General features: G+C 55.4%; 26 protein-coding genes and 2 pseudogenes. 15 read left to right on the top strand and 13 right to left on the bottom strand.

Annotated features, from left to right (window positions below; genetic code table 11):
- Positions 1-966, top strand: a 966-nt coding sequence (locus ACT3T7_RS15000) for a LysR family transcriptional regulator (protein WP_444631457.1), incomplete at its 5' end; no start/stop codon positions are given.
- A gap of 72 nt (positions 967-1038) precedes the next feature.
- Here ACT3T7_RS15000 and ACT3T7_RS15005 read toward each other — a convergent pair.
- Positions 1039-1701: pseudogene (locus ACT3T7_RS15005) on the bottom strand (ATP-binding protein); the annotation flags it as partial.
- Between the two features lie 141 nt (positions 1702-1842).
- On the opposite strand from ACT3T7_RS15005, the gene ACT3T7_RS15010 reads away from it, so the two are divergent.
- The 5 genes from ACT3T7_RS15010 to ACT3T7_RS15030 all read left to right on the top strand — a co-directional run bounded on the left by ACT3T7_RS15010 (position 1843) and on the right by ACT3T7_RS15030 (position 7837).
- Positions 1843-2523, top strand: coding sequence for a heteromeric transposase endonuclease subunit TnsA (locus ACT3T7_RS15010; protein ID WP_022521280.1), 681 nt, complete (start codon positions 1843-1845; stop codon positions 2521-2523).
- A complete protein-coding gene (locus tag ACT3T7_RS15015; protein ID WP_016916422.1) occupies positions 2516-4444 on the top strand; it encodes a Mu transposase C-terminal domain-containing protein in 1929 nt (642 codons plus the stop codon). Before ACT3T7_RS15010 ends, ACT3T7_RS15015 begins: the two co-directional genes overlap by 8 nt.
- Entirely contained in the window at positions 4441-5325 is an 885-nt protein-coding gene (locus ACT3T7_RS15020) for a TniB family NTP-binding protein (RefSeq protein ID WP_022521282.1), read from the top strand. The genes ACT3T7_RS15015 and ACT3T7_RS15020 overlap by 4 nt, the downstream gene beginning before the upstream one ends.
- Positions 5325-6413 carry a TniQ family protein gene (locus ACT3T7_RS15025; protein ID WP_081139052.1) on the top strand — a complete coding sequence of 363 codons (1089 nt, stop codon included), beginning with the start codon at positions 5325-5327 and terminating at the stop codon, positions 6411-6413. Before ACT3T7_RS15020 ends, ACT3T7_RS15025 begins: the two co-directional genes overlap by 1 nt.
- Positions 6414-6766: 353 nt before the next feature.
- Positions 6767-7837 carry a hypothetical protein gene (locus ACT3T7_RS15030; RefSeq protein ID WP_444631458.1) on the top strand — a complete coding sequence of 357 codons (1071 nt, stop codon included), beginning with the start codon at positions 6767-6769 and terminating at the stop codon, positions 7835-7837.
- Between the two features lie 126 nt (positions 7838-7963).
- Here ACT3T7_RS15030 and ACT3T7_RS15035 read toward each other — a convergent pair whose 3' ends face one another.
- Genes ACT3T7_RS15035 through ACT3T7_RS15050 form a run of 4 tightly spaced genes read right to left on the bottom strand, consistent with a single transcriptional unit; the run spans position 7964 to position 13284 of the window.
- Positions 7964-9007 carry a L,D-transpeptidase family protein gene (locus tag ACT3T7_RS15035; protein WP_016916424.1) on the bottom strand — a complete coding sequence of 348 codons (1044 nt, stop codon included), beginning with the start codon at positions 9005-9007 and terminating at the stop codon, positions 7964-7966.
- 53 nt (positions 9008-9060) lie between these two features.
- A complete protein-coding gene (lnt, locus tag ACT3T7_RS15040) occupies positions 9061-10593 on the bottom strand; it encodes an apolipoprotein N-acyltransferase (RefSeq protein ID WP_016916425.1) in 1533 nt (510 codons plus the stop codon).
- Positions 10594-10597: 4 nt separating this feature from the next.
- Positions 10598-11101: a signal peptidase II gene (gene lspA / locus ACT3T7_RS15045; protein WP_016916426.1), complete on the bottom strand. Its 504-nt coding sequence runs from the start codon at positions 11099-11101 to the stop codon at positions 10598-10600.
- A complete protein-coding gene (locus ACT3T7_RS15050) occupies positions 11098-13284 on the bottom strand; it encodes a heavy metal translocating P-type ATPase (protein WP_027965783.1) in 2187 nt (728 codons plus the stop codon). The genes lspA and ACT3T7_RS15050 overlap by 4 nt, the downstream gene beginning before the upstream one ends.
- A gap of 86 nt (positions 13285-13370) precedes the next feature.
- Between ACT3T7_RS15050 and ACT3T7_RS15055 the strand changes: the two genes are divergently transcribed.
- Positions 13371-13829 carry a MerR family transcriptional regulator gene (locus ACT3T7_RS15055; protein WP_082051477.1) on the top strand — a complete coding sequence of 153 codons (459 nt, stop codon included), beginning with the start codon at positions 13371-13373 and terminating at the stop codon, positions 13827-13829.
- Between the two features lie 28 nt (positions 13830-13857).
- Here the strand turns inward: ACT3T7_RS15055 and ACT3T7_RS15060 are convergent, their stop codons facing one another.
- The 4 genes from ACT3T7_RS15060 to ACT3T7_RS15075 all read right to left on the bottom strand — a co-directional run bounded on the left by ACT3T7_RS15060 (position 13858) and on the right by ACT3T7_RS15075 (position 17446).
- Positions 13858-14640, bottom strand: coding sequence for a ZIP family metal transporter (locus ACT3T7_RS15060; RefSeq protein ID WP_027965781.1), 783 nt, complete (start codon positions 14638-14640; stop codon positions 13858-13860).
- Positions 14641-14751: 111 nt separating this feature from the next.
- Entirely contained in the window at positions 14752-15741 is a 990-nt protein-coding gene (locus ACT3T7_RS15065; RefSeq protein ID WP_051233885.1) for a M23 family metallopeptidase, read from the bottom strand.
- Positions 15741-16418: a DsbA family protein gene (locus ACT3T7_RS15070; RefSeq protein WP_022521292.1), complete on the bottom strand. Its 678-nt coding sequence runs from the start codon at positions 16416-16418 to the stop codon at positions 15741-15743. The genes ACT3T7_RS15065 and ACT3T7_RS15070 overlap by 1 nt, the downstream gene beginning before the upstream one ends.
- A 113-nt stretch (positions 16419-16531) precedes the next feature.
- Positions 16532-17446 (bottom strand): cation diffusion facilitator family transporter, encoded by a 915-nt coding sequence (locus ACT3T7_RS15075; RefSeq protein WP_027965780.1) that lies wholly within the window; start codon positions 17444-17446, stop codon positions 16532-16534.
- A gap of 205 nt (positions 17447-17651) precedes the next feature.
- Between ACT3T7_RS15075 and ACT3T7_RS15080 the strand changes: the two genes are divergently transcribed.
- Entirely contained in the window at positions 17652-18137 is a 486-nt protein-coding gene (locus tag ACT3T7_RS15080) for a hypothetical protein (protein ID WP_231125682.1), read from the top strand.
- On the opposite strand, the gene ACT3T7_RS15085 is transcribed toward ACT3T7_RS15080, so the two are convergent.
- Positions 18134-19435, bottom strand: a complete 1302-nt coding sequence (locus tag ACT3T7_RS15085) for an ISL3 family transposase (RefSeq protein WP_027965779.1) — start codon at positions 19433-19435, stop codon at positions 18134-18136. The genes ACT3T7_RS15080 and ACT3T7_RS15085 overlap by 4 nt on opposite strands.
- Before the next feature lie 78 nt (positions 19436-19513).
- The gene (gene merR / locus ACT3T7_RS15090; RefSeq protein WP_006911920.1) at positions 19514-19960 is read right to left on the bottom strand and encodes an Hg(II)-responsive transcriptional regulator; all 447 of its coding nucleotides are present in this window, start codon (positions 19958-19960) and stop codon (positions 19514-19516) included.
- Between the two features lie 73 nt (positions 19961-20033).
- Between merR and merT the strand changes: the two genes are divergently transcribed.
- The 7 genes from merT to ACT3T7_RS15125 all read left to right on the top strand — a co-directional run bounded on the left by merT (position 20034) and on the right by ACT3T7_RS15125 (position 23713).
- Entirely contained in the window at positions 20034-20384 is a 351-nt protein-coding gene (gene merT, locus ACT3T7_RS15095; RefSeq protein WP_027965778.1) for a mercuric ion transporter MerT, read from the top strand.
- Positions 20385-20397: 13 nt separating this feature from the next.
- The gene (gene merP, locus ACT3T7_RS15100) at positions 20398-20694 is read left to right on the top strand and encodes a mercury resistance system periplasmic binding protein MerP (protein WP_022519794.1); all 297 of its coding nucleotides are present in this window, start codon (positions 20398-20400) and stop codon (positions 20692-20694) included.
- A gap of 79 nt (positions 20695-20773) precedes the next feature.
- The gene (gene merF, locus ACT3T7_RS15105; RefSeq protein WP_240470511.1) at positions 20774-20950 is read left to right on the top strand and encodes a mercury resistance system transport protein MerF; all 177 of its coding nucleotides are present in this window, start codon (positions 20774-20776) and stop codon (positions 20948-20950) included.
- Between the two features lie 73 nt (positions 20951-21023).
- Complete coding sequence (gene merF, locus ACT3T7_RS15110; protein WP_027965777.1) at positions 21024-21263, top strand: mercury resistance system transport protein MerF; 240 nt, start codon at positions 21024-21026, stop codon at positions 21261-21263.
- Positions 21256-22905, top strand: a complete 1650-nt coding sequence (gene merA, locus ACT3T7_RS15115) for a mercury(II) reductase (protein WP_082051506.1) — start codon at positions 21256-21258, stop codon at positions 22903-22905. Before merF (ACT3T7_RS15110) ends, merA begins: the two co-directional genes overlap by 8 nt.
- 81 nt (positions 22906-22986) lie before the next feature.
- Complete coding sequence (locus ACT3T7_RS15120) at positions 22987-23121, top strand: hypothetical protein (protein ID WP_008957399.1); 135 nt, start codon at positions 22987-22989, stop codon at positions 23119-23121.
- Positions 23122-23218: 97 nt separating this feature from the next.
- A complete protein-coding gene (locus ACT3T7_RS15125) occupies positions 23219-23713 on the top strand; it encodes a bile acid:sodium symporter family protein (protein ID WP_246638315.1) in 495 nt (164 codons plus the stop codon).
- A gap of 110 nt (positions 23714-23823) precedes the next feature.
- On the opposite strand, the gene ACT3T7_RS15130 is transcribed toward ACT3T7_RS15125, so the two are convergent.
- Both ACT3T7_RS15130 and ACT3T7_RS15135 read right to left on the bottom strand, forming a co-directional pair.
- A complete protein-coding gene (locus tag ACT3T7_RS15130; RefSeq protein ID WP_128082404.1) occupies positions 23824-25593 on the bottom strand; it encodes a hypothetical protein in 1770 nt (589 codons plus the stop codon).
- Positions 25594-25673: 80 nt separating this feature from the next.
- Positions 25674-26522: pseudogene (locus tag ACT3T7_RS15135) on the bottom strand (YifB family Mg chelatase-like AAA ATPase); the annotation flags it as partial.
- Positions 26523-26655: the final 133 nt, after the last annotated feature.

The following is a 26655-nucleotide window of genomic DNA, read 5'->3' on the forward strand; positions in this document are numbered from 1 at the left end:
TATAAGTTTTTGTTTAGATGGAATGTCTTTTTTTATCTCACGGTGAGTGGTTTTATGTTTGAGCTTAAACAGTTACGTTATTTTGTTGCAGTAGCAGAGGAGCTTAACTTTAGGCGGGCGGCCGAGCGTTTACACATAACCCAGTCGCCACTAAGTCAAACAATAAAAAATTTAGAGGAGATGCTAGATGTAAAGCTATTTTTAAGAAATACGCATGGGGTACAGCTAACGCGTGCAGGTGAGGTTTTCTTGATAGAGGCGATTAATCTTTTATCATCGGCAAGGCAAAGCTTGAGCCTTGTTCGACAAGCTGATGCCGGTGAAGCAGGTTCTCTCCACATAGGTTACTCCGCGAGCGCTATTTTTTCGCCAGTGTTTACCTCAGCGCTGGCCACAGTGCTTGAAAAAAGGCCTCATCTTACACTTCAGCTTCATTACGGAAATGCGCTTGACCACCTTTCCTCGCTGCGTTCGGGCCATCTGGATGCGGCTGTTTTAAGAGCAGATATACCTGAAACTGCTACCAAGGGCTTGAGAAAACATCTCTTGGGAGAAGAGCCACTTTATGTCCTCATCCATCCAGACCACCATCTTGCCCCAGCCCATCGACTCTTTCTTAAAGACCTAAGTAACGAGCGATTACTTTTACAACCTGCCACCCAGCAAACCTTTCTTCGACGTCAGATCGAATGCTTGTCAGAGAGTGCCGGGCTATCATTGGCGAATGCTTTAGAGGTGCCTGATATTTCAAGCATGCTTTGCTTCGCCATGGCCAGGATTGGCATAGCCGTGCTGCCTAAGAGTGTGGCTGAAATTTCGTCCAGTTTAGTCGCAGTCCCCTTGGCAGATATTGCATCCAATTGCCCGCTTATCCTTGTTACCGCTTCTGAAAGCCCTGTTGTAGTAGCACTGGAAACGTTGATTGATAAGAAGTGCCTGGATTTTTCGCTGCCAGGTAAGCAATGACATACCTATAATTTGATGACCTGACAGGCAATGCCTAATTCAGAGAACTATATACGCTGCTCAGCCACTTCATTAAGCACCCTTCAACAGCCTATCCAGCTGCCGATAGCCAATGGCCTCGATCAGGTGCGGTTGGGAGGGCTTGGGCTCGCCCTGTAGGTCAGCCAGCGTCAGTGCTACGCGCAGCACGCGGTGGTAGGCGCGGGCGGAGAGCTTGAGCTTTTCCAGAACGCTGGCAAGCCAGGCGCGCTCCTCATCGTCAAGTGCGCAGGCGGCTTCCAGGACTTTACCGCTTAACTGGCTGTTGAGTGCGCCGCGCGCCATTTGGCGCTCTCTTGCGGCCATCACGCGCTCGCGCACTGCTTCTGATGATTCGCCCTGGGTCTGGGCGGTGAGTTGTTCGGGCGGTAGCGCGGGAACTTCGACCTGTAGATCAATACGATCCAACAGCGGGCCGGAAAGCCGCGCTTGGTAGCGCTGAATCTGGCTGGCGGTGCATTGGCAACGCTGGCGTGGGTCGCCCAAATGCCCGCAAGGGCAAGGATTCATAGCGGCTACCAATTGAAACTGAGCCGGGTATCGGCGTTCGTGGCTGGCCCGGGCCAGATGTATTTCGCCTGTCTCCAGTGGCTGGCGCAGAACTTCTAGCACGTTGCGGGAGAACTCCGGCAGCTCGTCTAAAAAAAGCACACCGTGATGGGCAAGCGAGATTTCTCCTGGTTTGGGTTTTGAGCCACTGTCATTTTCAGCAATTAGTGCGACCCTCAGGGCGTAATATCGGGCTATTATGGTAGTCTGTACAGGATTGAGTGCGACAGAATTAATAGCAATTGATGCGACAGGTCTTGTTTTATTCAACATTTGGTGCGACTGCCCATGCCACTGCCTACATCCGTTCGTAAAATCGGCCCTACCCGACGAAGTGTGTCTGGCTACTATGCCTTTCGCGGGGAGGAGTCTATTGCGTTCGAGTCGACGCTCGAACGTGATTTCCTCATCAAGGCTGACTTTGATGTGAGCGTCCTTGGTGTGATATCCCAGCCGTGCGAGATCCCGTTTCATCATCCCGTGACCGGTAGGCGCTACACCTACACACCTGACTATTTGGTTTATTACCGTCTCGGTAACCGTCATTACAGGGATTACCCAAAACCTCTCCTGGTGGAGGTCAAACCACGGGAAAAGTGGCAAGCACATTGGCGTGAATGGTCGCCTAAATGGAAGGCGGCGATACGGCATGCCAACAATGAGGGCTGGGCGTTTCGCATTCATGATGAAAGCCGCATTCGTGATAAGACCTTGGACAACATTACCTTCCTAGCGCGCTACAAGCGGATGGTGTTTCCCTCTGTCGAAAGCCAGGCAGTCCTCAACACGGTGAGGGAAATGGGGGTGGCGACCTTGGATTACCTGCTTTCTCGGCACTTTATGGGCGATATTTACCGGGCAGAGGGGATTGCGCATTTATGGCATCTACTGGCGACTCGGCAGTTAGATTGCGATATGGCCCAATCCTTCAGTCCTCTATCGGAGGTATGGGTACCCGATTATGAATAACCATCGTGGCAGCGCAACTGAACCCAATAACGGCGTCGCCCAAACACGCCAACACTTGCAGATTATGGTGGGTGAGCAGGTTCAGAAAGATGGCACCGTTTACCGAATTTCCCAGGTGCTCGATTTTGAGACAGTCATTGGCATTGCCGTTGAGTCCGGGCGTAGTTGCCCGCTTCGCATCAAAGAACTAGCGCCTCTCAATAGCGGGTCCGTATCCCCTGAGCAGGATATGTCCGAGATTGGGGATGCCGATTGGCGGGAGGCCGAGCATCGCTTTTCCATCATTAAGCCCTTGGTGGATCGCCATACGGTGGGGCGGGATGCAGCGGAGGAGCGTGCGAAACAAACGGGGGTTGATACGGCTACGATCTACCGTTGGTTGAAGCGGTATAAAGCGACGGGCTCGGTGCTCGCATTGATTCCTCAAAAGCCAGGGTGGAAGAAGGGAAAGTCGCGTATTCCCGCGCATGCCGAGGCAGTGATTCAGGAAGTCATCAAAGAGGTGTATTTGACGCTGCAGCGTCCGTCCGCACAAAAAGCGGTACAGGAAGTCATGCGGCGCTGCCATGAACGGCGCATCGACCCGCCGAGCCCTGGTACCGTTCGTGCTCGTCTGCGTGATATCCCAGAGCGTGACCGGTTGCGTGGCCATGGTTTTAGAGACAAAGCCATTAACAAGTTCCAGCCGGCTGCCGGAAAATTTCCCAATGCGGACTATCCGTTAGCCGTTATGCAGATTGACCACACGCCTGCCGATATTATTTTGGTCGATGACGTGTATCGCAAGCCGATTGGTCGCCCATGGATTACGTTGGCCATGGACGTGTTTACTCGCATGGTCACGGGGTATTACTTGTCGTTTGACCCGCCCTCTGAAACATCTGTCGGCATGTGTGTGGCGCACTCCATGCTTCCTAAAGATGAGTGGTTGCTACTGCATAATGTGGAGGCTGAGTGGCCGGTATGGGGCACACCCGCCACGATTCATGTCGATAACGGCCCAGATTTTCGCTCTGAGACGTTTCGGCGCTCATGCCTAGCCTATGGGGTCAACCTTGAGTTTCGGCCTGTTAAGCAGCCTCGTTATGGTGGCCACATTGAGCGGGTACTGGGCTCTCTTCTAAAGGAAATCCATAACCTGCCTGGGACGACCTTCTCCTCCATTAAAGAGAAAGAGGGATACGATCCAGAGAAGCACGCGGCCATGACGAAAAGCGAGTTTGAAGAGTGGCTGGTGACGTTGATTTGCAAGGTTTACCACCAGCGCCTTCATTCTGGGATTGGTATGTCGCCGATGAAAAAGTGGGAAATTGGTGTGTTTGGCAATGCGGATGTGCAGGGAGTGGGATTAGCGCCGAGGCCTGCTGACAGGCTCTCTGTATTGCTCGATTTTTTGCCCAGCTTTCAGCGTACGATCCAGACCTTTGGTGTGACCATCGATGGCATAAACTATTACGATGAAGCGCTAAGACCTTGGATCAATGCCAAAGATCCAGACATGCCAGACAAGAAACGCACCTTTGTTTTCCGGCGCGACCCTCGCGACATTAGTGTCATTTGGTTCAAAGACCCGGAGCTCGGGCACTATTTTCGCGTGCCCTTTGCCAATCTTGCCCTCCCCTCGATGAGTGTTTGGGAGTATGCCCAAGCTAAAGCGCGCCTTCGGCAGGAAGGAAGAAACTCGGTCAATGAGACTGAAATTCTACGCGCTATTAGTGAGCTGCGAACCCATGTGGAGGAGTCGCAAGCACGTACTAAGCGAAGTCGCCGTCAGGCACAACGACGTAAAGAGCATGAGAAGAAGGTGACGCCTGCAGATCCCCTTTTACATGCGCCCTCAACTGCGGCCCCTAAAGAGACACCCGCTCAAGGGGACGGTCTTTTAACGGGTGATATCGATGTGAACTGGGACATAGCATGAGCACACACCTTCATCCTGATCTTCGTCACGTCTTGGGGCTGTCCGCTAAAGAGCGAATGGAGTTTATGGATCAACCGCGCTGGTTGGGCTATCCATTGGCCAATCGTGTCATTGAGGTCATGCGTGGGTTGATGGAGAAGCCCAGTCGTCCTCGTATGCCTAACCTCTTGCTCGTGGGTGACTCCAACAACGGAAAGACAACCATCGTTCAACGGTTTCGTAAGCAGTACGGTGAAGGCTACGTGAATGAAGACGTAGAGCCCGTGAAGCCTGTTGTTGTCACTCAGGCTCCCCCGAGTGCCGATGAGAAAAGTCTGTATATCGCAGTGCTAGAGAGTTTCTGGGCTCCCTACCGGCCTACAGATCCTGTTCCCAAGCTGCGCTACCAGGTGATTCATCAACTGCGTGCTTGCCATACGCGCTTACTGATCATCGATGAGTTTCACTCTCTGTTAACCGGTGGTGCTGTTAAGCAGCGCGAAACGATGAATGCCATTAAGCTTTTATGCAATGAGCTAATGATTCCCATCGTTGGTGTGGGGACGCAAGATGCTGTGCGTGTGCTGCATTCAGACCCACAGCATGCGAGTCGCTTTGATGTGGTCGCGTTACCAAAGTGGGAGCTCAATCAGGAGTTTCAGAAGCTGCTCGCTGGCTTTGAGAAGATATTACCTCTCAAACATCCTTCCCAACTGCATGAGCCCCAATTGGCGACCCAGCTCCACGCGATTTCTGGCGGTAATTTGGGTGACCTGCACCGGCTGCTGATTGAGTGTGCAAATGCCGCTATTTTGTCTGGAGCTGAGTGCATCGATGAGAAAATTATTCAGAGTAAATCATGGGTGCGGCCCACCCGTGGCATTAGGGAAGTGATGCTGTAATGACCTGGGCGCTGAGTGTGCCCCTGCTGCCTGAGGAGTCCCTTTCATCATGGCTCGTTCGGGCGGCGTTGCGACAGGGGTGTGATCCTTTGTCGCTCACCGGGGCTATTTGGCCAACATGGCGTATATGGACGAGGGACATTGATAGGGAAATACCCCTCGCAAGAATGCGCCCATTAGTGAATGCCTCGGGGATATCTTCCGCTAAGTTTCAGAAAGCGGGGATGCGGGACGATTGTGAGAAAGTGGTCGGTTACTCGTTACCGGAAACCCGGACTTGGCCCTGGTTGTTGGCACTCGGCAGCCGAAATCGAACCCGCCATGGAGGACAACAGGTATGCACGTTGTGCTTGGCAGAGGACTCAACCCCCTACTTGCGCCGGCACTGGCGATTCGCTTGGCACACTGGGTGCCGCTTTCATGGGGTGCAGCTGGTAGATGAGTGCCCAGCATGCAAGGCCCCTATAGAGCCCCATCGCCTGACAGCGGAAGATCAACATTTAGCTCAATGCAGCCGGTGTCATAACGATTTTAGAAAGGCGGTATGCACGTCGCCTTTACCTGAAGCGTTCAGTGTTCAAGTGATGGCTGATCGTGTGTTAGAACAGGATAAGGTGACGTTTAGGCAGGCCTCTATCGCACCCGCCGATTGGTTTTCTATGGTGGCCTTTTTTATTGGCGTTATACGGCGTGCAAGTCGGCGGCCTGTGTCACCCCTGGCCGATGCGCTTCTTTCATTGGGCATTTCGGTTACGGATTGCCGAATGCCTGTGTCTGGCCTGGCGTTTGAGCTGCTGGCTGTCAGCGAGCGTAGTGCCTTATTGGTAGCGTTGGAACGCTTGCTCAGTATGGGCCTTGAAGAAACGTTCAGCGTTCTGGTCGCGTGCAATGTCAAAACGAGCGCGCTTCATGATCCCCGAAGGTCGCCCCCCGTTGTGTTGTTGCCGCTGCTATCACGGTTATCTCACCACCCTCATGGGCCGCATCGCCGCCGTGTTCCCCCGGCTTGTCGCCCCATGTCGGAACGCGCTGTTAGAGCCTCATGGGCGCGTTTAAAACGCAGAATGAAAGCGGAGCCAACCTCTTGAATCAACACCAAACGGTCGACTGCGATGAGTGTGGCCGAGAAGTCTCCAAATTGTGGCGACGCCATAAAGGGCACGGCTACTGTTCAACTTGCTATGCTCGTGTGTTTAAGCGGCGGATGTGCCCACGATGTGGTGAGTTAGCCCGTCTGCCTAAGAATGACCCAGACGCCGTCTGTCGTCAGTGCAACGTTGACAAACCGTGTGCACGATGTGGAAAAGCCAGTTCAGACTACAACATCGGCAAGGTCACTCCCTACGGCCCTGTCTGTATCGCCTGCGCTCCCTATTTCAAAGAACCAGAGCCCTGCGAGGCGTGTGGGAAAGCATCTCAACGTCTTACCCGAGTGGCGCGTATGGGGCATGATCATCGCTTATGTCCACGCTGTTCGACAGCAGACCACGGTACCTGTTCTGCATGTCGTCGACATCGTTTATTGGTGGTGGCACCCAACGGGGATGCGTTGTGCAAAGCCTGTAATGAGCAAGGGGAAATTGCCTGCCCATCGTGTGGTAATCCCATGCCAGCGGGTCGAGGTGATGCCTGTGAGCCCTGCTATTGGACGCGAACATGCCGTAAACGCATCACCATTGGCCAAGCCGGTATCACTACCAAAGCGTTAAGTGAGGCCTTTGGGGAATTTGGTGAATGGCTGATTCGTATCACTGGGCCGCATAAGGCTGCCCTCAAGATCAATCATTTCTTCTCGTTCTTCCTTGAGCTCGACCAGGCATGGTCACGGATACCGAGCTATTCGGAGCTACTTCATCACTTCGGGGCGGAGGGCTTGCGGCGTGTGAGGCTTCCCATGCGATGGTTGCATGAAGAGCAAGGGGTAGAGCCGGATCACCAAGCAAAGCGGATCGACTCAGAGAAAAGACGTATTCAAGCGTGTCTCAGTTCTATGCCGTTCGCTTCGCTATCAGACCAAGTGCTGCAAGCCTATTGGCTGCAATTGGAAACCCGTATAGAGGCGGGCAAAACGTCCCACACCTCCGCACGACTTGCACTAAGAGCGGCAGCCGCATTGCTACTCGCTACTGACCGGGAGGGGCAGCGACTGCCTCAACAGGGCGATGTGGACAACTATTTGCATGCGGTGCCCGGACAAGCAGCCTCGGTCACGGGGTTTACTAATTTCTTAAATCGCCAACATGCCACCACGTTGGCTCCTCGGGTGGATGTAAAACGGGCAAGAAAGCGGCGAAAAGAAACACTAGCCCGCACCCTGATGACGATGGCCCGGTGTGCTGATCAAGGAGAGGCCTGGAGGGAGGCATGGATCGTTGCTGCCATGGAGTATTTCCATGACACAAAATTAACGCAGAAAATGCTTCGACAACAGACCGTAGAGCGGACGACAGACGGGATACAGGTGGTAGTGGGTGGCGTTACCTACTGGCTGCCTCTGGATATTGAGTGCTAAGACACTGATAGCGCGCAGTCACTTGGAGGGCCCCGCGACTCTGTAGGCGAATGTCGCCCCGCCGTTTGGACGGGGCTATGGCTCTCTACCTATATGCCAGGGCTCAACGGGGTGCCAAAAGGCGTGTCATGACCGTTGAGATGACGTCAAAACCAGGTCTTCATAAATGCCCTTGATAGCCTTCTCTTCTGGGCTGTGGCGCTGTGGCTCCTGTTCCTGCTTTGGATGTAGTGGGGTTATAAGCCCGTTAGAGAGTGACAGGACATCGCTGAGCTGCTCGTAATCGAGGTTTACGTTATCGACATTGTATTGGTTAAGGCGTGTCATGGTCTCTGTGAGTGCGGTCATACTGTGCTCTTCTTCTCCAAGCGGCGGAAAGGCTTGAATCAGCGGCTGACCGCCTTCCCAACCTATCTTGATCGGCTGATTGATGATGTTGACTTGGGTGCCGGGTGGAATGCGGTCAAATATAGATTCGATGTCTTTGGGTAACATGCGGATACAACCTCGGCTTGCGCGCATGCCAATGCCATCGGGCTGGTTGGTGCCGTGAATCAAATAGCCATCGAAGCCTAGGATGATGGCATGGTCTCCTAGCGGGTTATCGGGGCCGGGCGGTACAACGCTTGGTGCGGTTTCGCCGCGTGCTTCCGCTTCACGTTTTACCGACTCAGGCGGGTACCATGCGGGGTTTTTAATGTTCATGGTAGTCTCGGTCACACCAAGGGGTGTATCAAACCCTTCGCGACCGATGCCGATAGGATAGGTCTCAACGCGCGGTGTCTCACCGGTTTTGACATCTGGGTAGTAGTAAAGCCGCAGCTCGGCGATATTGATGACGACCCCAGTACGCTCGACATTCGGCAGGATGAAGCGTCCTGGAATGGTTACTTCAGTACCCACTCCGGGCACCCAAATACTGACCTCTGGGTTAGCACGTACAATCTCCTGGTAGCCAAGGTTGTGACGTCTGGCAATATCAATCAGAGTATCCTCGTAATTCTTCACGATGAAGGTGTCAGCCTCTCCGATAATATTGCCTTCCTCAGGTAGCGGGTAATGCCCCTTGGGCCATTCCGTCTCCTGGGCAGTGGAAGGTTGTGCCGCCATGGCGACAGGGAGCCATGCCAGAAACGAAACCATCACACTCACGATGAAGCCGATCTGCATTGGCCATGGGAGGAATCTCTTAAGTATTGCTGCGTTCTTTGCCAAGAGCATCGCTAGGTTCCTTTTTCATCTAATGCGTCGTTTTTTGATCGAGATAAGTTCAGTTGTAACCCGAGCAGTGTCAGCACCGCAGCGAGTATCCAAGCGGGGCCACTACCGGTGCGTGTGAAAGGAGTTAGGCCCTGCATCGGGGTCACCTCGCCCGTTAAACTGGCCTGTTCAAACTGTGGGGCACGGGCTGTGACGTGACCTTGTGAATCGATGATGGCCGTCACGCCATTACTGGTAGCTCGAAGTAGGTGACGACCATTTTCTAAGGCACGTAGACGCGCCATTTGAAGATGTTGGTGTGGGCCAATGGAGCGCCCAAACCACGTATCGTTGGAAACCGTTAATAGCAGCTCGGCATTACGCGCCTGTTGGGCGACATGGTCGGCAAAAATGATTTCGTAACAAATGGCATTGCCAATGGTGGCTCCAGCCACGTGTAACGGAGCCTGTTCGCCTGACCCTGGGGTCAGGCGAGGTACTGGCAAGTCGAAAAAAGCAAGGGTGCCAGCGAGGAGACTTTGGAATGGCAAATACTCGCCAAAGGGCACCAAGTGCGCCTTCTGGTATTCGCCCTGCACATCATTTAGCCCTATGACGCTGTTATAAGAGCGCCCTTCACTGTCGCGTTGCAAAATGCCGGTCAACAAGGCGGTGTCAGGCCCCAGGTCGGACGCTACTTGCTCAAGTATTTGCTGTGCTTCCTGCTCAAGCATGGGAAGGGCTGCCTCAGGCCAAACGATGAGATCGATATCCCTTGCTTGCTCCCGTGTCATCGTCGTGTAGATACTGATCGCTTCGCGCTGCCCTTGGGCAGTCCACTTAATGCGCTGGTCAAGATTCCCTTGCAGCAATGCCACCCGGATGGGCTTGCCAGCCGGGGTTGTCCATTGGGCGGGCAATAGGAATGGAACGATCCACAAGGCGGCCATTGGGACAAGGAAACTCCAGCGGCGACGCAGTACCTCTACCCCTAACGTACCTGTCAGCGCGGTCATGAGTGACAGCAAGTACACACCACCAACGGGCGCCCATGGGGCTAGTGGAGAATCAATCTGAGAGGTGCCCAGCAATAACCAGGGAAAGCCGGTGAGCATCCAAGTGCGTAGCCATTCGCTCACCACCCACATACCGGCAAAGCTAAGAAAGGCGAACCGTGGCCCCGTGATGCGTCGATAGAGCCCAAAGGGGACTGCAAAGAAGAGCGCCAGGACGCTGACAAAAAGAGTGGTGAGGAGCATCGCCACCAAGGCCCCGGTGCCACTGAAATCGTGAATAGCAACGAAGACCCACGACGTGCCTGAACCGAACAGGCCTACCCCATAGCACCACCCACGCAGGGTGGCCATGGCGGGCGTTAGCGACGCTATTCTCCAATAGACCAGTGCCACGCTCACTGGGCCAAGCCACCATAGGGAAAAGGGGGCGGCACTCAAGGTGGTCAGCACCCCAGCGGCGAGCGCTACAACGCAATCGACTATTGGTGAGGAGCGCCCAGCAAAAAGCGTATATTCTTTATCTTTATCGACCACATCCATAGCGTTACTCAGAGCGCTTAAAAGCAGGACTTTCACGCCATAACGCCACCGCGAACATCAATACACCGGCAAATAGCGCGATATCGGCCATGTTAAAGGCGGGCCAATGCCATTCGCCCCAGTAAATGTCCAGATAGTCGACGACGTACCCTCGCGCTAAGCGATCAACAGTATTACCGAGCGCGCCGCCAAGAATCAGGCTGTACGCACAGGCCTCCAAGCGCGACAGGGGTTTGCATAGCTGCACAACCAATACGACGACCACCACCAACGCTAAACCAAGAAAGAGGTAGCGCTGCCAACCCCCTGCTTCTGCGAGAAAGCTGAAAGCGGCTCCTGTGTTCCCGGTATAAACCCAGTTAAAAAACGGCGTTAGCGGAATGACTTGGCCAAACGACATCTGGGCATGCACAATTTCCTTGACCAGTTGATCGGCTAGAGCCATCACGCAAGCTAATGTGAACCATGGCCAGCGACGTGAAGGGCTATCGTTTGGCGCTGTTCTCATGACGTTGTTTTTCCTTGTGACAGGCCTGTCATTGCGGTACTGGGCGAAAAGCGGTAACCCAGCAGTCGCATGGCGTTCAACGTCACCAGGACGGTAGCACCGGTATCGGCCATCACCGCAATCCACATGCCGGTAATACCCAGCGCCGTTGTAACTAGGAAAATGGCTTTTAAGCCAAGGGCGAGAACAACGTTGGTTTTCACATTGCGCAGCGTGGCACGAGAGAGGTCTATCAGCTCAGCGATGCCGGTAACGCGGTTCTTGAGCAAGGCTGCATCGGCGGTTTCCAACGCCACATCCGTGCCACCCCCCATCGCGATACCCACATCTGCTGCCGCGAGTGCCGGTGCATCGTTGATGCCATCGCCTACTTTACCGATGGGGCCACGGCCTGCCGCTTGCCAGTCTCGAACATACGCTGCCTTGTCTTCAGGCATTAGTTCGCCGTACGCTTCAATGCCTAAGCGACCCCCCGTGGCAGCGACGGTGCGGGCATTATCACCGCTGAGCATGACCGCCTGTACGCCTAAACGGGATAGCGCCGCTAGGCCTTCCATGGCATCTTCGCGTGGCTCATCGCGAACCGCGATCAAGCCCAGTAAACGCTCGCCTTCGACGAGGAGAGCGAGGCTCTTACCGGCTTCTTCTAACGCGACAATCCGAGCACTGAGACTTTCCTCAAGGATGACTTTCTCGTGAAGGTGACGAGGCGTCATTAAGCTCAGCTCGCGACCCTCCACCTGGCCGGAAACACCGCGCCCCGCCAGAGCGCGGCCGCCGGTGACGGTGGGGAGGTTGATGCCCGACTGTCGGGCATGCTCAACGATAGCCGTGGCGATAGGGTGACTGGAATCCCGCTCTATTGCGGCGGCGAGCCGCAATACGCTGTTATCGTCTTCCTCAGCAATCCAAGACTCCACATCTGTGACTCTTGGGGTACCCGCAGTGAGGGTGCCCGTTTTATCTAATGCCACCAAGCGAAGCTTACCTAACTGTTCAAGAACGGCTCCCCCTTTGATCAGTAGTCCGCGCCGAGCTCCCGCCGAGAGACCGGCGGCGATGGCGGCAGGGGTGGAAATGACTAACGCGCAGGGGCATGCGATTAACAGCAATGCTAACGCACGGTAAATCGACTCCGACCATGCCATGGTCGATACCAGCGGTGGCACTATCGCCATCAGTAGGGCGAGTAAGACGACGGCGGGCATATAGTAATACGCAAAACGATCAATAAAGCGTGCTATCGGTGCCTTGGCGGCCTGTGCTTCTTCAACCAGACGAATAACGCGTGCGATCGTATTGTCATCAGCGCCTCGTGTTACCTCCACCTCCAGGGCGGCATCAAGATTCACTGTGCCAGCAAAAATGTCATCACCAGGCGCTCGCGAACGAGGTATGGACTCGCCGTTTACCGGCGACTCGTCAATGTCGGAGGTGCCCACCAGGATGCGTCCATCGCAGGGTACGCGATCACCGGGCCGCACCAGCACACGCTGACCGGGTTTAAGTGACTCCGCCGAGACATCACGCAGATGGCCGTTGTCCATCAGCCTCGCCGTTGAGGGTGTTAAGTTTGCCAAGGCTGAGATACTGCGGCGCGCCCGTGACGCAGCTACCCCTTCGAGTAGCTCACCTACGGCGAACAAGAACACGACCATCGCAGCTTCAGCAGCAGCATTGATGGCCAATGCGCCAACCGCAGCGATGCACATCAGCATCTCGATGGTAAAGGGGTTGCGCATTTTGAGGGCGCCCCAGGCACTCTGCGCAATGGGCATTAAGCCGACCAGCGTGGCCAGAATGAACGGCACATTACCCAGCGCAGGCCATGCTAAACGAAGCGCGAAGGCTACGATCAGCAGATTTCCCGTGATAATGACCAAGCGCCCTTTAGCGGTTTGCCACCAAGAGGATGAAGCACCAGATGCGCGTGTTTGGCCAGCAGGGGAAGTCACTTGATAGCCTAGTTCGTTCAGGATGCCCTCAATGGTCTGTTGCGAGGGGCCTCCATGATCGCGCTGGTGAATCTTCACCGATCCTGTGACGGAGCTTGCCGTGACTTCCTCAATGCCGTCCAGCCGCTCTAGCGCCGACACAACCTTGCGCTCACAACCGCCGCAGTCCATGCCTTCAACACGCAGTGTCAAGACGGTAGGCGCTGTCGCCTGCGTTGATGTTTTCATGGTGCCTCTTCTCCCAATGAGCTATGGTTTTGAAGTGTAAACCTTGTAGCAACTACAGCTTCAAGCCCTGCGTAAGGAGTTTTACCATGTCGATGATGGGGCAAAGTATCAGCATTGGTGAGTTAGCACGACGAGCCGATTGCAAACCTGAAACGGTTCGCTATTACGAGCGTATTGGGCTGTTGCGCGATGCGACACGAACCGGCGGAGGACAGCGCCGCTATGGAGACGACGCTGTGCGGCGCTTGACCTTTATTCGTCATGCCCGTGACTTTGGCTTTTCGGTGGAGTCAGTGCGAGAGCTTTTGGCCATGTCAGATCAACCTGATATGCCTTGCCAAGAAGTCGATGCCATCGCCACGCATCACCTAAAGAAAGTGGAGTCCCGCCTTCAACGACTGTCCATACTGCGTGAGGAGCTTCAACGGATGGTCACACAGTGTGCCGGTGGTAAAGTGGAAAGCTGCCGAATCATTGAGGTCATCAGTGATCATCAGCTCTGTATCACTGAAAAATCGCACGGAGGGGCTCACGACTTGGGTTAGCACTAACGCTACGCCCCACGCCCAATGGTTAGCCCAGCGAAACATCCAAAAACAGCATGAGTACCAATCCGATGGAGAGGCCCAGCGTGGCCTTTTTTTGGTGCCCGCTCCGATGAGTTTCGGGAATAATCTCATGACTGATCACATACAACATCGCCCCCGCTGCAAAGGCCAACCCCCAGGGCAGTAGCGCTTGTGACATGCTGATGACTCCAGCGCCTAATAAGCCACCCAACGGCTCAACAAGCCCCGTAAGGGCGGCAATCGTCCATGACCGCCAACGTGAATAGCCCACGCTTAGCAGTGATACTGCTACGGCCAGTCCTTCTGGGGCATTCTGAAGTCCAATGCCAATCGCTAGCGGCATGCCTCCTTCGCTTCCCCCTGCGCCAAAGGCCACGCCAACGGCCAGCCCTTCTGGCAGGTTGTGTATCGTAATGGCAATAATAAACAACCAGATACGGCGTAGTGAGGCAGCCTCTGGCCCTTCTCGCCCCTGTTCGAAGTGCTCATGAGGTAAGAGCTCGTTCAGTAGTGCGACCATTCCAATCCCTAGCAAAATGGCCGCACAAGCAATGGCAGCAGGTACCACGCTACCGCCATAACGCAGCTCCGAGGCTTCTAAGGAGGGTATGATCAGTGAGAAGAAAGAGGCCGCTAGCATGACACCAGCGGCGAACCCCAACGCTAAATCGCGAACACCACGATTCGGTGTTTTGGTAAACAAGACAGGAAGCGCCCCTACAGCCGTCATCAAGCCCGCCGCAAGGCTTGCCAATACCCCCATGGTGACGGGAGAAACCTCTTCCATACCGATTACCTGTGTTGTGATAGATGAGTGATTACACGGCTTGGGTTCCATAACGAGACAAGCGCACGTTCACGTTACTAACCCCCATGCAACGTTGTTAAGCACGAGTGGTTACGGCTCGTTAAACGAGATCAAGTCATAAAGTGACGCCGTACCGATAGCTTGTTCTAAGCGATCTCTTGCCTCGTAAAGTGACGCTTGATATTCACTTTGAGTCGGCTGTTCGCCTAGCATGATGCGTTGACCTTGACCAAGGGGGTCAACAGGCTGGTTATTGACTCTCACTTCGTAATGTAGGTTGGGCCCCGTGGCGACCCCAGAGGCACCTACCTCTCCGAGCGACTCTCCCGCATTGACTAAATCCCCAACCACTAGCTGTGGGGAAAATCGGCTAAGGTGTGTGTAGCGACTGATTGCCCCTGTGTCGTGCTCCACCTCGATCACCTGCCCATATCCCCCTTGGCGACCCATAAAGGATACGCGCCCAGGTGCGGTGGCAATGACCGGCGTTCCTGTCGGCGCAGCCAAGTCAATTCCATTATGAGGACGCATCCCTCCATACACAGGATGTCGCCGATTCCCAAAGCGAGACGTTAAGCGGGCACTAAGCACGGGCAACCGCAACGTGCCTAGCAGGGTGTCGCTTTTGAAAAGAGCTACGTCCCCCTTTTGGGTGACCGGCCATATGACCTCCAAGGGCTCTGCCTGATCAGGCAGAGCGGCATAACTGAGGCGTGGTGGCCCAACACGGGCGCCGTCCTGGCGTCGATCTTCCTCCCACACTAATTGAATACGTTCACTGCCAGAAAACTCCAGCGGCGCTGCGATAAACTCGCTGAGCAGTGTTTCCAGTTTAGTGGCGAAACGCGTTGGGACACCTTCTGCTGCCAAGGCCTCGTAGAGGGTGGTATCAATGACGACATCACGCCCAAAGGTTAGGGTATCAACGCTATCGAGCGGTAATGTGCCTTCTTGCTCGCTAGCCGCCTGTAACTTGACAGGGCTAAGTTCAGACGGAGGCAATGACAGATGCGTTTGCCAATTGGCTTCGGCTAGCAAGGGGTAAAAGCCCACCAAGCCTAGTAACCACCAGCGCTGCATCACTGGCCATCCTCTTCCCCAGAGATCTCCGCTACTTCACTCTCGACGGCATCAATCAGCTCTTGCATACCAAAGGGGTCTAAAGGCTCGCCATTGACAAAAAAGGTAGGTGTTTGGCGAATCTGATTGGCTCTGACATCCGCCATGTCTTGGTCAATCACCGCCTGCACCTCAGCAGAAGTCAGTTGCTCTTCGGCAGCCGCTAAATCAAGGCCTCCTTGGCTCGCGATATCGAGGATAGCGGATTCATCAAAACTGCCATGTGAAGCCCATTGATCCTGGCGAGCCAGCAGCCTCTCCAGTACCGGTTCAAAGACGCCCTGACGACGAGCAACTTCTAATACCCGAATGGCCTTGTCCGATACGTCGCCGTGGAAAGGAGTGTAGCGCACGATGAGCCGCACTTTTTCTGGGTAGGTTTCCAGAATACTTTTTGTCAGGGGATAGAAAGCACGGCAGGCTTCGCAAGCCGGATCGAAGAATTCCACAATCGTCACCGGCGCGTCTTCTCGTCCCAAGATGGGGGAGTGTGAACGCACCAAGGAGTCCTCGGCCTGGACACCGCTCTCTTTTGCTGCCTGAGCTTGCATGTCTAAGAGGGCAGGCTTCGATACGGCGACGATCGCAGCGGTCAGCATTAACGTACCGGCCAATATAAAAGACGCTTTTTTGAACATGTTTCTCTCTCTGTCTCAACGATGGGGTGGAAAAGTAGGGTTGAAAAATAAGCCAATCGCTATGGGAGTAAGCTGCTCGCTATCTACCTGAGCTGGGAGCCGGCCTCGGTCTGTCACTCATGCCCATATAGATTGGCATTTTGATGCGCGTGGTCACTATGCTCAAACTCTAGGCTGGAATGAGCAATACTGAAGCGCATTTTAAGCTGCTCCTTGATCTCTGCTTTGACGGATTCAAGCTGCTGCCAGCCGGTTTCTGTCAGAACCACGTGGCAGTCAAGGGCTGCCATGTTTTCCTGCATCTGCCATAGATGCACATGGTGAATATCCTGGACTCCCTCGATATCTCGTACGGTCTCAACGACTGCCTGCCCGTCAATGTCCGGGGGAGATCCCAGCATTAGCGTACGGATAGGGCCGCCAATTTCAGAGAAGGCTAGGTAAAGAATATATAGCGCAATCCCTATCGTGATCGCGGGGTCTACCCAGCGCATGTCGTACAGTAAAATAAGCGAACCACCGATAATCACGGCGATGGAGGCAAACGCATCCGATAAGTTATGCAGAAAAAGGGCGCGGATATTGACACTCTCTTTTTGCATTGACCACGTGAGCATGGCGGTAAGGGCATCGACGACGAGCGCGACGCCACCAATAATCACGATCGTCCATCCCTCTATCTCAGGGGGATCGACCATCCGCATAGCGCCTTCGTAAATCAGGTAGACACCGACAATAATGAGGGTGGTGTAATTGATGAGTGCTGCCACTATCTCGATGCGGCCATAGCCAAAGGTCATATGCACATCGGCAGGCCGTCTGGCGATTTTACGAGCAGCAAAGGCAATGACTAATGCTGCCATGTCAGAAAAGTTATGTAACGCATCAGCGATCAGCGATAGGCTCCCCGCCATAATGCCACCGACGATTTGAGCGATGGTTAAGAGCCCATTGGCCCAAATGGAGATGCTGACGCGCCGGTCGCCAGAGGCAGGATCAATGTGGGGATGATCATGATGATGTCCCATCTGTTACCTTCTCTCGAATTATCTGTTCTTGGTACTATAAAACCTCTAGCAACTAAAGCTTCAACCCTTGAGCATTATCTATTTGCATCGCTGGATTGGGAAGCACGTCCCTAGCTACCAAGCGAGCCATGGCGCGCTGGGCCGAAGGTGATCATGTTTTAGGTGCGGGGCTCAATCCACTTCAACCGGTAACGTCTAATCCACCATGGGTAGATTCATTTATTTTGTCGAGGCGCACCTTGTCTGGTTTGTAATCGTCGTCGCGGGGGGAGGCTTACTCTTTCCGGCCACCGGAATAATGCTTAAGTTCGCGATTGGGCCATTACTGGCATTACTGATGTTGATTATCAGCCTCACATTCGATGCGCATGCAGTGCGCATCGTGTTCCGAAAGCCGTCACGGCAGTTGTTGGCATTGGGGCTGGTCTATGGGCCTATGTCGATTGCCGGGTGGCTAACGGGCCGTCTATTTTTTGGAAGCGGCCCGCTGGCTGCTGGCCAAACCTTGCTCGGCACGCTGCCGACAGATGTGTCCTCTCCTCTTTTGGTACTGATGGCAAAAGGCAATGTGGCGCTTGCCGCTGTTTTCAACGCAGTCAACACCGCGTTATGTCCGTTTATTGTTCCCTTCCTGTTTTGGGTATCCGGATTAAGTGGTAGATGGAGCCCCCTTGCTCCTTCGAACCCTTAACTCTCCCAGAAGGTTGATAGATCGACGCCGTAGTTTTTCTCAGGCTCGGGAAGACCCATGCTGTAGGTCATGGTGGCCTTGCCCAGGAAGGGGGATTCCTTGATCTGCGGCACCTTCTTCTTGTGCTTGGTGGTGTAGAGCATCCGGGCCCGCATCACCTCGAATGAGTAGCCCCGGCCATCGCGGTTCTTGTCCTTGGCCAGCCGATTGATCGACTCCGTGAAGGCGTTGGTGATTGGGGTGTCGGTTTCGAAGTAGGCCAGCACCTCCTCGCGCCATCCGCTGACGGCGCTGACGAGATCCTTCCACACCTCTTTCTGCCCCTGTGGAATGTCGTCAATCCAGCGGGCCAGCGCCTTTTCGGCATCACGCCGGGTGGTGCTGTCCCAGATGTGGTAGAACCGCTCCTTGTGCTCGTAGGCCGCCAGGAGCTGAGGGAAGGCCCCTGTCCATGTCTCCATGATAAGCTGCTCGCGATCTGAAACGTCGTGGGCACGCTTCAGCAGGATCTTCCTATCGCCCTTGAGGGTCCGCCGCTGGTTTGGCTTCAGATCCTTCCTGAGTCCCTTACGCACCTTCTCCAGGGCTTCGTTGGCCATCCGCACCACATGGAACTTATCGACCACAATGCGAGCCTGCGGCAGTACCGCCTGGACAGCACGGCGGTAGGGTTTCCACATATCCATGCTGACGATCTCGACCTGGTGGCGCTCGGTCATGCTCATGAGGCGCCTCGTCACCGCGTCCTGCTGGCGACCGGGCAGCAGGTCCAGTAGGGTACGCTCCTCCAGGTTGGTCAGGATGCAGCGGTAGCGGCGGTTCAGGTACAGCTCGTCGATCCCCAGGCAGCGGGGTGTCTCGAAACGATGCCAGGCTGCCAGGAACTCAGCCTTCTTCTTGAATATCTCGCGGACAGTCTTCTCGTCGAGGCCCGTGGTATCAGCCACGTAGGCGTAGGGGTGATTGAAGGCTTCCTTCTCGACGTGGTTGTAAAGCCTCCGCGTCATGCGGTGATCGTCTACCATTTCCGGAAGAGCTGGCCGGAACGTCCTTCCACACGCCCGGCAGGTGTAGCGGCGACGGACCACCCAGAGGGTGACCCGCTTTCCGTGGATGGGTAGGTCGCGATAGGCCACATCGCGCTTGCCGAACCTGACAAACTCACTCTCAACGCCGCATTCCTCGCAAGCTAGAGGCTCAGGAGCTTCGACCTGGTAGTGGAGATCATGCTCTTCCATCTTGGTGCCTAGGACGTGGTACTCGGGAAGGTGAAGGATGTTGTCAGGCAAGCTAGTCATGCAAACTTTCCTTGTCGACATGGTCCATAGATGATCGCGACTCTTTGACCGCGTTGTTTTCAACGAACTGAAGGTGAGTTACTCCCTTGGGTCTTCTGCTTCTCTGAGCCCTTCATGCAATGACGCAATTAGCGGGCAAGTGATATTGCCTTGTTGTGCATGGCATCTGTCGACCATTTCGCTCAGCACCTTCTCAATTCTTTCAAGCCTGTCGATCTTCTCGCGAACGTCCCCTAACTTGTGCTCTGCGAGAGCACTGGCTTCTTGACAGTGGGCGCCATCTTCCAGCCGAAGTAGGTCACTGATCTCATCCAGACTAAAGCCCAGCTGCTGCGCCGTTTTCACGAACGTCAACCTGTCGATATCGGCGGCACTATAGCGTCGAATACCTCCGGGAGGGCGTTCGGGCTCCGATAATAGCCCTCGTCGCTGGTAATAGCGGATTGTCTCGACATTGACGCCGGCCGCCTTGGCCAGGCCGCCAATGGTCATGGTGTCCGCCACTTTATCTGCATGTCTCTTCATGATGCTTGACTCCGTACCAAGCTACGGAAGTAACCTTATCGTAGCTCCCCCCATCCCGAAAGGAGAATCGTCAATGCGGACATCTAAAACGGGGCGAGGGCCCCTGGCCGCCGGAGGAGTCGCGGCCCTCCTGGCCTCGGCGTGTTGCCTCGGCCCGCTGGTGCTGATCACGCTGGGCGTTTCCGGCGCCTGGATCAGCAATCTGGCGGCGTTGGAGCCCTATCGCCCGCTCTTTATCGGCGTCGCGCTGGTGGCGATGTTCTTCGCCTGGCGTCGCGTCTTTCGGCCAGTGGAAAAGTGCCAGCCGGGAGAGGTGTGTGCCGTGCCACGGGTCAGGACGGGCTACAAGGCGATCTTCTGGCTCGTATCGCTGCTGGTGCTAATCGCCCTGGTATTCCCCTACATCTTGCCCCTGTTCTATTAAAAGGAGATCTACCATGAAAGCTCGTTTCGCCTTCATCGCGCTACTCGCCCTGCTCAGCACGCCCGCCTTAGCGGCCCTGCAGACCGTGACGCTGTCGGTGCCGGGCATGACCTGTGCCGCCTGCCCGATCACCGTCAAGGCCGCCCTCAACAAGGTGGACGGCGTCTCGCAAGTCGACGTGAGCTACGCGGATCTCGAGGCCGTGGTCACCTTTGACGACGCCCGAACGTCGGTGGAGGCATTGACCGAGGCCACCATCAACGCTGGGTATCCATCAACCCCGACATCCTCGCAAGCGGATCGAGAGTGATCATGAAGAATCCCAAGCCCCTGCTGCGCGTGAGCGTGATCGGCACCGTCCTGGTGGCATTGTCTTTACGCCGATCCTGGTGATCCTGCTTGGCACGGTGGGCCTGGCGGGGCTGACGGGCTATCTCGACGTTGTGTTATTGCCGGCCCTGGCCTTCTTCATCGGCCTGACCATTTATGCGATTTGGCGTAAGAAGCAGTTCGACGCCTGTTGTGACAACGGCTCTATCAAATCAAGGAATACGCCCCCTGAGTGACATCAAGCAGCTGCACATCGCGGTCATCGGGTGAGTTGTTTACGAGCTTGCCCGCCACGGTGAAGGAATAAGCGTGAAAGATTCGCAGAAATTTTTAAGCGTCGTGCTTGGCACCGGGTTGATGGTGCTGTGTTGCGCCGCGCCAATCGCCCTGGTGCTATTCGGTACGGCGGGCCTGGCCGCGTTGGCAGGCTATCTCGATTACCTGCTGTTTGCCGCCCTGGCCATCGGCTTACCTCTCTACGCGCGATACCACAAGCGGAAGCAGGATGCCGGCTTTACTAATGAAGACTCGGAGAAACGTGATGATTGAACTCAACGTGAGTGGCATGACCTGTGACCGCTGTGCGGATCATGTCAGGGAAGCCCTGGAGAAGCTGCCCGGCGTGCAGTCGGTGGAGGTATCCTATCCTCAGGGGACGGCATCGGTAGCCGTTGATCCGGAGACACCGGCCTCGGCGTTGACGTTTGCCGTGACCCGACTTGGCTACCAAGCTCGACTGGCCAACAGTGGGCCCACTTCCCCGGCAGGCGCATCGGTGTCCAAGGGCCGTGATGAAGACGCCCCGCACATCGCGGTGATCGGCAGCGGCGGCGCCGCCATGGCGGCGGCCCTGAAAGCCGCCGAGCGCGGCGCCCGGATCACCCTGATCGAACGCGGCACCGTCGGCGGTACCTGTGTCAATACAGGCTGTGTGCCTTCGAAGATCATGATTCGCGCGGCCCATATTGCCCACTTGCGTACGGAAAGTCCCTTCGATGCAGGCCTGAGCGCCCAGGCGCCGGTGGTGGATCGGGCCAAGCTGCTCGAGCAGCAGCAGCGACGTGTCGAGGAACTGCGTGACGCCAAGTACGAGGGGATTCTGCGCGACCACCCGGCCATCACGGTCCTGCACGGCGAGGCCCGGTTTATCGATGCCCATAGCCTGATGGTCAAGCTGAACGAGGGCGGCGAGCAGGTCGTCCACTTCGACCGCGCCTTAATCGGTACTGGCGCCCGACCGGCAGTACCGCCGATCCCGGGTCTTGCCGACACCCCCTACCTGACCTCTACCAGTGCGCTGGCCCTGGACACCCTTCCCGAGCGGCTGATTGTGATCGGCGCCTCGGTGGTGGCCCTGGAACTGGCCCAGGCCTTCGCCCGGCTGGGCAGCCGGGTCACGGTGCTGGCCCGCAGCCGCCTGCTCTCCCAGGAAGACCCGGCGGTAGGGGATGCGGTGGAGGCGGCGTTTCGCCGCGAGAGCATCGAGGTCCTCAAGCAGACCCAGGCGAGCCGCGTGGACTACACCGACAATGAATTCATTGTCGATACCAACGCCGGCACCTTGCGGGCGGATCAACTGCTGGTGGCCACCGGACGGACACCCAATACCGAGGCCCTGAACCTGGCGAGCCTCGGCGTGGAAACCGCACGTGGGGCGATTCTGGTCGATGAGCATCTGCACACCACGGTGCCGGGGCTCTATGCCGCCGGTGACTGCACCGATCAGCCGGAGTTCGTCTATGTCGCCGCCGCCGGGGGCAGCCGGGCTGCCGTCAACATGACCGGGGGCGAAGCCACCCTGGACCTGAGCGCCATGCCGGCGGTGATCTTCACCGACCCCCAGGTGGCCACCGTCGGCCTGACGGAAGCCGAGGCCATCGAGCAAGGCTTCAGCGTCGATACCCGCGAGCTGGACCTGGAAAACGTGCCGCGTGCGCTGGTGAATTTCGACACCGGTGGTTTCATCAAGCTGGTGGCCGAACGCGACTCGGGCCGGTTGCTGGGGGTGCAGGCGGTGGCGGGGGAAGCCGGTGAGCTGATCCAGACGGCGGTGATGGCGCTACGCGCACGCATGACCGTACACGACATCGCCAATGAGCTATTTCCCTACCTGACCATGGTGGAAGGGCTCAAGCTCTGTGCCCAGACTTTCACCAAGGATGTGACGCAGTTGTCCTGCTGTGCCGGGTGAACGATATGAGCGCGACCGTGGTGCCACTGGGCGGCGGCACCACGGGTTTTGGGCATGGACACCACAGGGAGCTCTGTCACGATGAACACGACACTACCCGATTGCGGGATGATGGGGGCGATGGGCTGGATAATGCCAGTGATCGGAATTGCCCTACTATTGCTGCTGGTCCTGGGCATCGCCTGTTTGGTGAAGTATCTGCTCTCTAGCAAGTGAGCGTACTGAGCGAGCCATCAACCAGCTAATCCGTTGTGGGTTGAGTTTGTCGGCCACCTTTCTCTCTCGCATACCAACCAGATAATCCGGATACCCCCTGTTTTTATGGCTCACCGGCCTTCAGTTAGACGTGCCGCTTGGATCAATTATTCTTGAATTAACACTAATCGTGCTTCTTCCTACCGTGATTGGGGTCAGCTTGCGTACAAAGTTCTCGGCTTTCTTTGCACGGCATGATTCAGCGTATGCAGGGATAGGGTCGATTCTGTATCTGCTGATCCTACTCGCCGTGGTCGGGCCGAATGCCACCACGATCATTGGCTATGGCTGGTATGCGTTTGTGATTGCGGGCGCGGCCCTGTGCCTCAATTTGATTGGGTACCTGGTAGGTATGTCCTCACGGTTACTCACCTCTGATCGCAAAGAGGTGATTACCTATCTTTTCACGGTCAGTAAAAAGGAATTCAGCATCGCTGCAGCGTTTGTCGCTGTTTCCGGCTTGCCATCAGAGATCGCGATTCCAGCCGCTTTTTTTGCCGTGATTCAAATGATCACTTCGCCCATCGCAGCGAAGATCCTCGCCCGCCACTGAAGGGATGGCCGTATCGGCTCTTCGTCAGAAGAGCAACCTGCACACGGGGTGTACAGGTTGCTCTTAGCGACAAAACAGACACCGCTACTCATAAAGGTGGCAAATAGTACCTATGCTAAGTCACTGCGACCAATACTGACCTTGCTAAAAGCATTTAACACAGAGGCTTCGCAGGGTATCTGTTCCTTTTTGGATTTAGGGTGCTTGAACGTATCGGCGAATCCTGGGCAGTGACCAACTAGTTTTTGGACAACACCTTCTACGTGCCGCACGTTAGACAGCACTTGGCGTAACCACTGCTCGAAGCTGCCTTGGTGGCTCAGCGTGAAGACTAAACCTTTATAGGAAGGAGGCTTGGATGCCTCCTCGCTACCGCCAGCTCTGGGTTTTGGAGGGCGTCGTTGGATCTCCATGAGATAGAGCGTTTGATCTAACACATGCACCCGAACGACGAGCACCCCGCGAGGTACCTTGGTCTGAGTATCAATGTAAACCCAATTAGCGACTGACGTTTCCACCTCCTCGTCTATTTCGAAAGGTTCGAGGCTGATCAACCGAGGGTCGGGGGAAGTGCTAAAGCCGTCTTCAAAGGTAAACCAGCTAACGCCACGAATCGTTTCGGGATAGGCCGATTGCAAATAGAGAAGCGCATTCCACATATCACGTAGAAAGCCCTGTGATTCCAGTGTAATAGGAGCATGAATAGAGGCCTGTCCGACCCCTTTTCCTGATCCATGCGGCTCCCCAGTGGAGAAAATAGTTTCGTCACCCGGAACGGGGACGCCTCGTGTATCGGGCACATTTTTTCGAGTATATCGTTTATCCAAGACGGCGCGAGGCTTACCTAAAATAACGAATTCGTCCTCAGGAAGGTCTAGCCAAGAAGAGCCATGGTCGGGCTCTTCATCATCCGTCAGGTCAATGACATCGGGGATGTCTTGAAGCTGATGATAGGGAAATTGAGTGGGAGCATCATCGCCATCGGTGGCTGGTACTGTCGTTGACTTCTCTCTTTCGCGGTGGATCGTGGCACCATCGGGCTGCGTACAGCCTAATATCTGCAAGCCTAGGAATGTGTTGCCACCATCAATTGGAACGCCAGAAACAGAGATTTCCCCGCTGCCTTGAAACCATGGGGTGGCTTTTAAAAGCATCTCATCTGGCGTGGAGCTGGTTTCAAATTGTGAATATATATATTTTGCAGCGCGCTTGGCATACGGATCGTACAACATATGCGCGAGCAAAATGGCATCGTGTTTATGAACATGATAGGTAAATTTGACAGGCCACGTACCTGGGGATGCAGGCGCATCAAGCGGTCGATAAAGACGTTTTTTGACTTCTTCCCAAGGGTAAGTGGCGAGCACTCGCTTGATTTCAGAAGATCGGCCGTAAACGCGAATAAAAAATTCTGTGCAAGGGATGAGCAAGTGTTTGCCATCTGGAAGGTCAAATTCAATCAGGTATGTTTTGTGCTGATTTTTCTGGGGTAAGTAGTTCGAGTCATGAAAAGCGGTATAGAGGCTTCGTCCTGATTGTCGTAAATCATCTAAGGTGACAATTCGCCAGCCGCCTGGAGAAAAAGAAACGGAGAATTTTCTTTCCTCGTAGGCAATACGCGAGCTACTCACGCCCTTTTCCCATACTGACCCTATTCTCAATAGCCCAAGATGCGTTAAGACAGTCTCACGTCTCATCACGCCTCCTAAGTTATTTTCATGGTCGATGGTTCTTAAGAAGATATGGATTTTAGGGACGCTTCGTAAGCGATTGTTCTTAAATATAGGCCCGTACCACCAAACGACCAAGCGCTCTGCCTCGTTTTTTAGGGTGCCATCATGGAAGCTAAAGGTTCTGGATTGTTTAAGAGAAACGGTCACAAAGGCGCACTCTATGTAAACTCAACATAGAGATTGTCGCAGCAATTATTGTTTAGTCGCAACAATTGTTGGAAATGACAGCCACCGCCCACCAGCGCAGCGGCGCTGGCGCTATGATGCGGTTGGCGAAATGGGCGCTTGCCCCAGTCAGCATCCAGCGACAGCCCACATACCGAGCGCACGGCGGCGACCGCCAAGGCGTCTTCTTCTGAAAGCGGCGGTAGAATGCCCGGCAGGCGGCTGGCCAGCATGGTTTTACCCGTGCCAGGCGGGCCTGCGAACAATAAATTGTGGCCTCCCGCCGCGGCGACTTCCAGCGCGCGACGCGCCTGTTGCTGGCCGCGTACATCGGCTAAATCGGCCATTGGCGTGGTGGTTTTTACTGAGGCGGGCAGGCGGTGGGGCGGGATTTTCTCCTGCCCAAGTAGGTGAGCAACGACCTGCCAAAGCGTATCCGCTGGCAATACCGGTAAGTCACCGGCTAGTGCGGCCTCGTCGGCGCAGGCGCGAGGAATGATCAGGGCGTTTCCGGCCCGGCGCGTTGCCAGCGCGAAAGGAAGCATACCGGGTACGGCGCGCAGCTTGCCGTCCAGCGCCAATTCGCCCGCGCACTCCATGCCTTCTAGCGCGTCTACTGGAATCTGGCCGGAGGCCGCAAGAATGCCGAGTGCGATGGGCAAATCGAACCGGCCGCCCTCCTTGGGAAGGTCCGCAGGCGCCAGGTTGAGTGTAATGCGCCGGGTGTTGGGAAAATCAAACCCGGCATTAACCAATGCGCTACGCACGCGTTCACGGCTTTCCTTGACTGCTGTTTCGGGTAACCCAACCAGCGTAAGCCCCGGTAAGCCGTTGGCAAGATGTACTTCTACATGGACGGCTGGTGCATCCAGGCCCACGCCCGCACGCGTGGCCACAATGGCTAAGGTCATTCCGCTTCCTCGCTTATTTCCTAATTCTACTTGATCAAAATAGTTAACTTACCGTAACTAAGAAAACTTTGATAGCAGGCAGGGCTTTAGGCGTGATGAGCATAGCGGGGATATGATGCGATGTGCGGACGCC

The sequence above is a fragment of the Halomonas sp. 111 genome (assembly GCF_052379685.1).
Taxonomy (GTDB): domain Bacteria; phylum Pseudomonadota; class Gammaproteobacteria; order Pseudomonadales; family Halomonadaceae; genus Vreelandella; species Vreelandella citrativorans.

What these genes read in the sequence shown, in the direction of transcription:
- merT (WP_027965778.1), top strand. Translation starts at nt 20,034, where the DNA reads ATGCGGACATCTAAAACGGGGCGAGGGCCCCTGGCCGCCGGAGGAGTC.
- ACT3T7_RS15120 (WP_008957399.1), top strand. Translation starts at nt 22,987, where the DNA reads ATGAACACGACACTACCCGATTGCGGGATGATGGGGGCGATGGGCTGG.
- ACT3T7_RS15025 (WP_081139052.1), top strand. Translation starts at nt 5,325, where the DNA reads ATGACCTGGGCGCTGAGTGTGCCCCTGCTGCCTGAGGAGTCCCTTTCA.
- ACT3T7_RS15035 (WP_016916424.1), bottom strand. Translation starts at nt 9,007, where the DNA reads ATGCAGATCGGCTTCATCGTGAGTGTGATGGTTTCGTTTCTGGCATGG.
- ACT3T7_RS15010 (WP_022521280.1), top strand. Translation starts at nt 1,843, where the DNA reads ATGCCACTGCCTACATCCGTTCGTAAAATCGGCCCTACCCGACGAAGT.
- ACT3T7_RS15080 (WP_231125682.1), top strand. Translation starts at nt 17,652, where the DNA reads ATGGGTAGATTCATTTATTTTGTCGAGGCGCACCTTGTCTGGTTTGTA.
- ACT3T7_RS15085 (WP_027965779.1), bottom strand. Translation starts at nt 19,435, where the DNA reads ATGACTAGCTTGCCTGACAACATCCTTCACCTTCCCGAGTACCACGTC.
- merR (WP_006911920.1), bottom strand. Translation starts at nt 19,960, where the DNA reads ATGAAGAGACATGCAGATAAAGTGGCGGACACCATGACCATTGGCGGC.
- ACT3T7_RS15065 (WP_051233885.1), bottom strand. Translation starts at nt 15,741, where the DNA reads ATGCAGCGCTGGTGGTTACTAGGCTTGGTGGGCTTTTACCCCTTGCTA.
- ACT3T7_RS15020 (WP_022521282.1), top strand. Translation starts at nt 4,441, where the DNA reads ATGAGCACACACCTTCATCCTGATCTTCGTCACGTCTTGGGGCTGTCC.
- ACT3T7_RS15050 (WP_027965783.1), bottom strand. Translation starts at nt 13,284, where the DNA reads ATGAAAACATCAACGCAGGCGACAGCGCCTACCGTCTTGACACTGCGT.
- merA (WP_082051506.1), top strand. Translation starts at nt 21,256, where the DNA reads ATGATTGAACTCAACGTGAGTGGCATGACCTGTGACCGCTGTGCGGAT.
- ACT3T7_RS15075 (WP_027965780.1), bottom strand. Translation starts at nt 17,446, where the DNA reads ATGGGACATCATCATGATCATCCCCACATTGATCCTGCCTCTGGCGAC.
- merP (WP_022519794.1), top strand. Translation starts at nt 20,398, where the DNA reads ATGAAAGCTCGTTTCGCCTTCATCGCGCTACTCGCCCTGCTCAGCACG.
- ACT3T7_RS15060 (WP_027965781.1), bottom strand. Translation starts at nt 14,640, where the DNA reads ATGGAAGAGGTTTCTCCCGTCACCATGGGGGTATTGGCAAGCCTTGCG.
- ACT3T7_RS15030 (WP_444631458.1), top strand. Translation starts at nt 6,767, where the DNA reads ATGGGGCATGATCATCGCTTATGTCCACGCTGTTCGACAGCAGACCAC.
- lnt (WP_016916425.1), bottom strand. Translation starts at nt 10,593, where the DNA reads ATGGATGTGGTCGATAAAGATAAAGAATATACGCTTTTTGCTGGGCGC.
- ACT3T7_RS15055 (WP_082051477.1), top strand. Translation starts at nt 13,371, where the DNA reads ATGTCGATGATGGGGCAAAGTATCAGCATTGGTGAGTTAGCACGACGA.
- ACT3T7_RS15015 (WP_016916422.1), top strand. Translation starts at nt 2,516, where the DNA reads ATGAATAACCATCGTGGCAGCGCAACTGAACCCAATAACGGCGTCGCC.
- ACT3T7_RS15070 (WP_022521292.1), bottom strand. Translation starts at nt 16,418, where the DNA reads ATGTTCAAAAAAGCGTCTTTTATATTGGCCGGTACGTTAATGCTGACC.
- lspA (WP_016916426.1), bottom strand. Translation starts at nt 11,101, where the DNA reads ATGAGAACAGCGCCAAACGATAGCCCTTCACGTCGCTGGCCATGGTTC.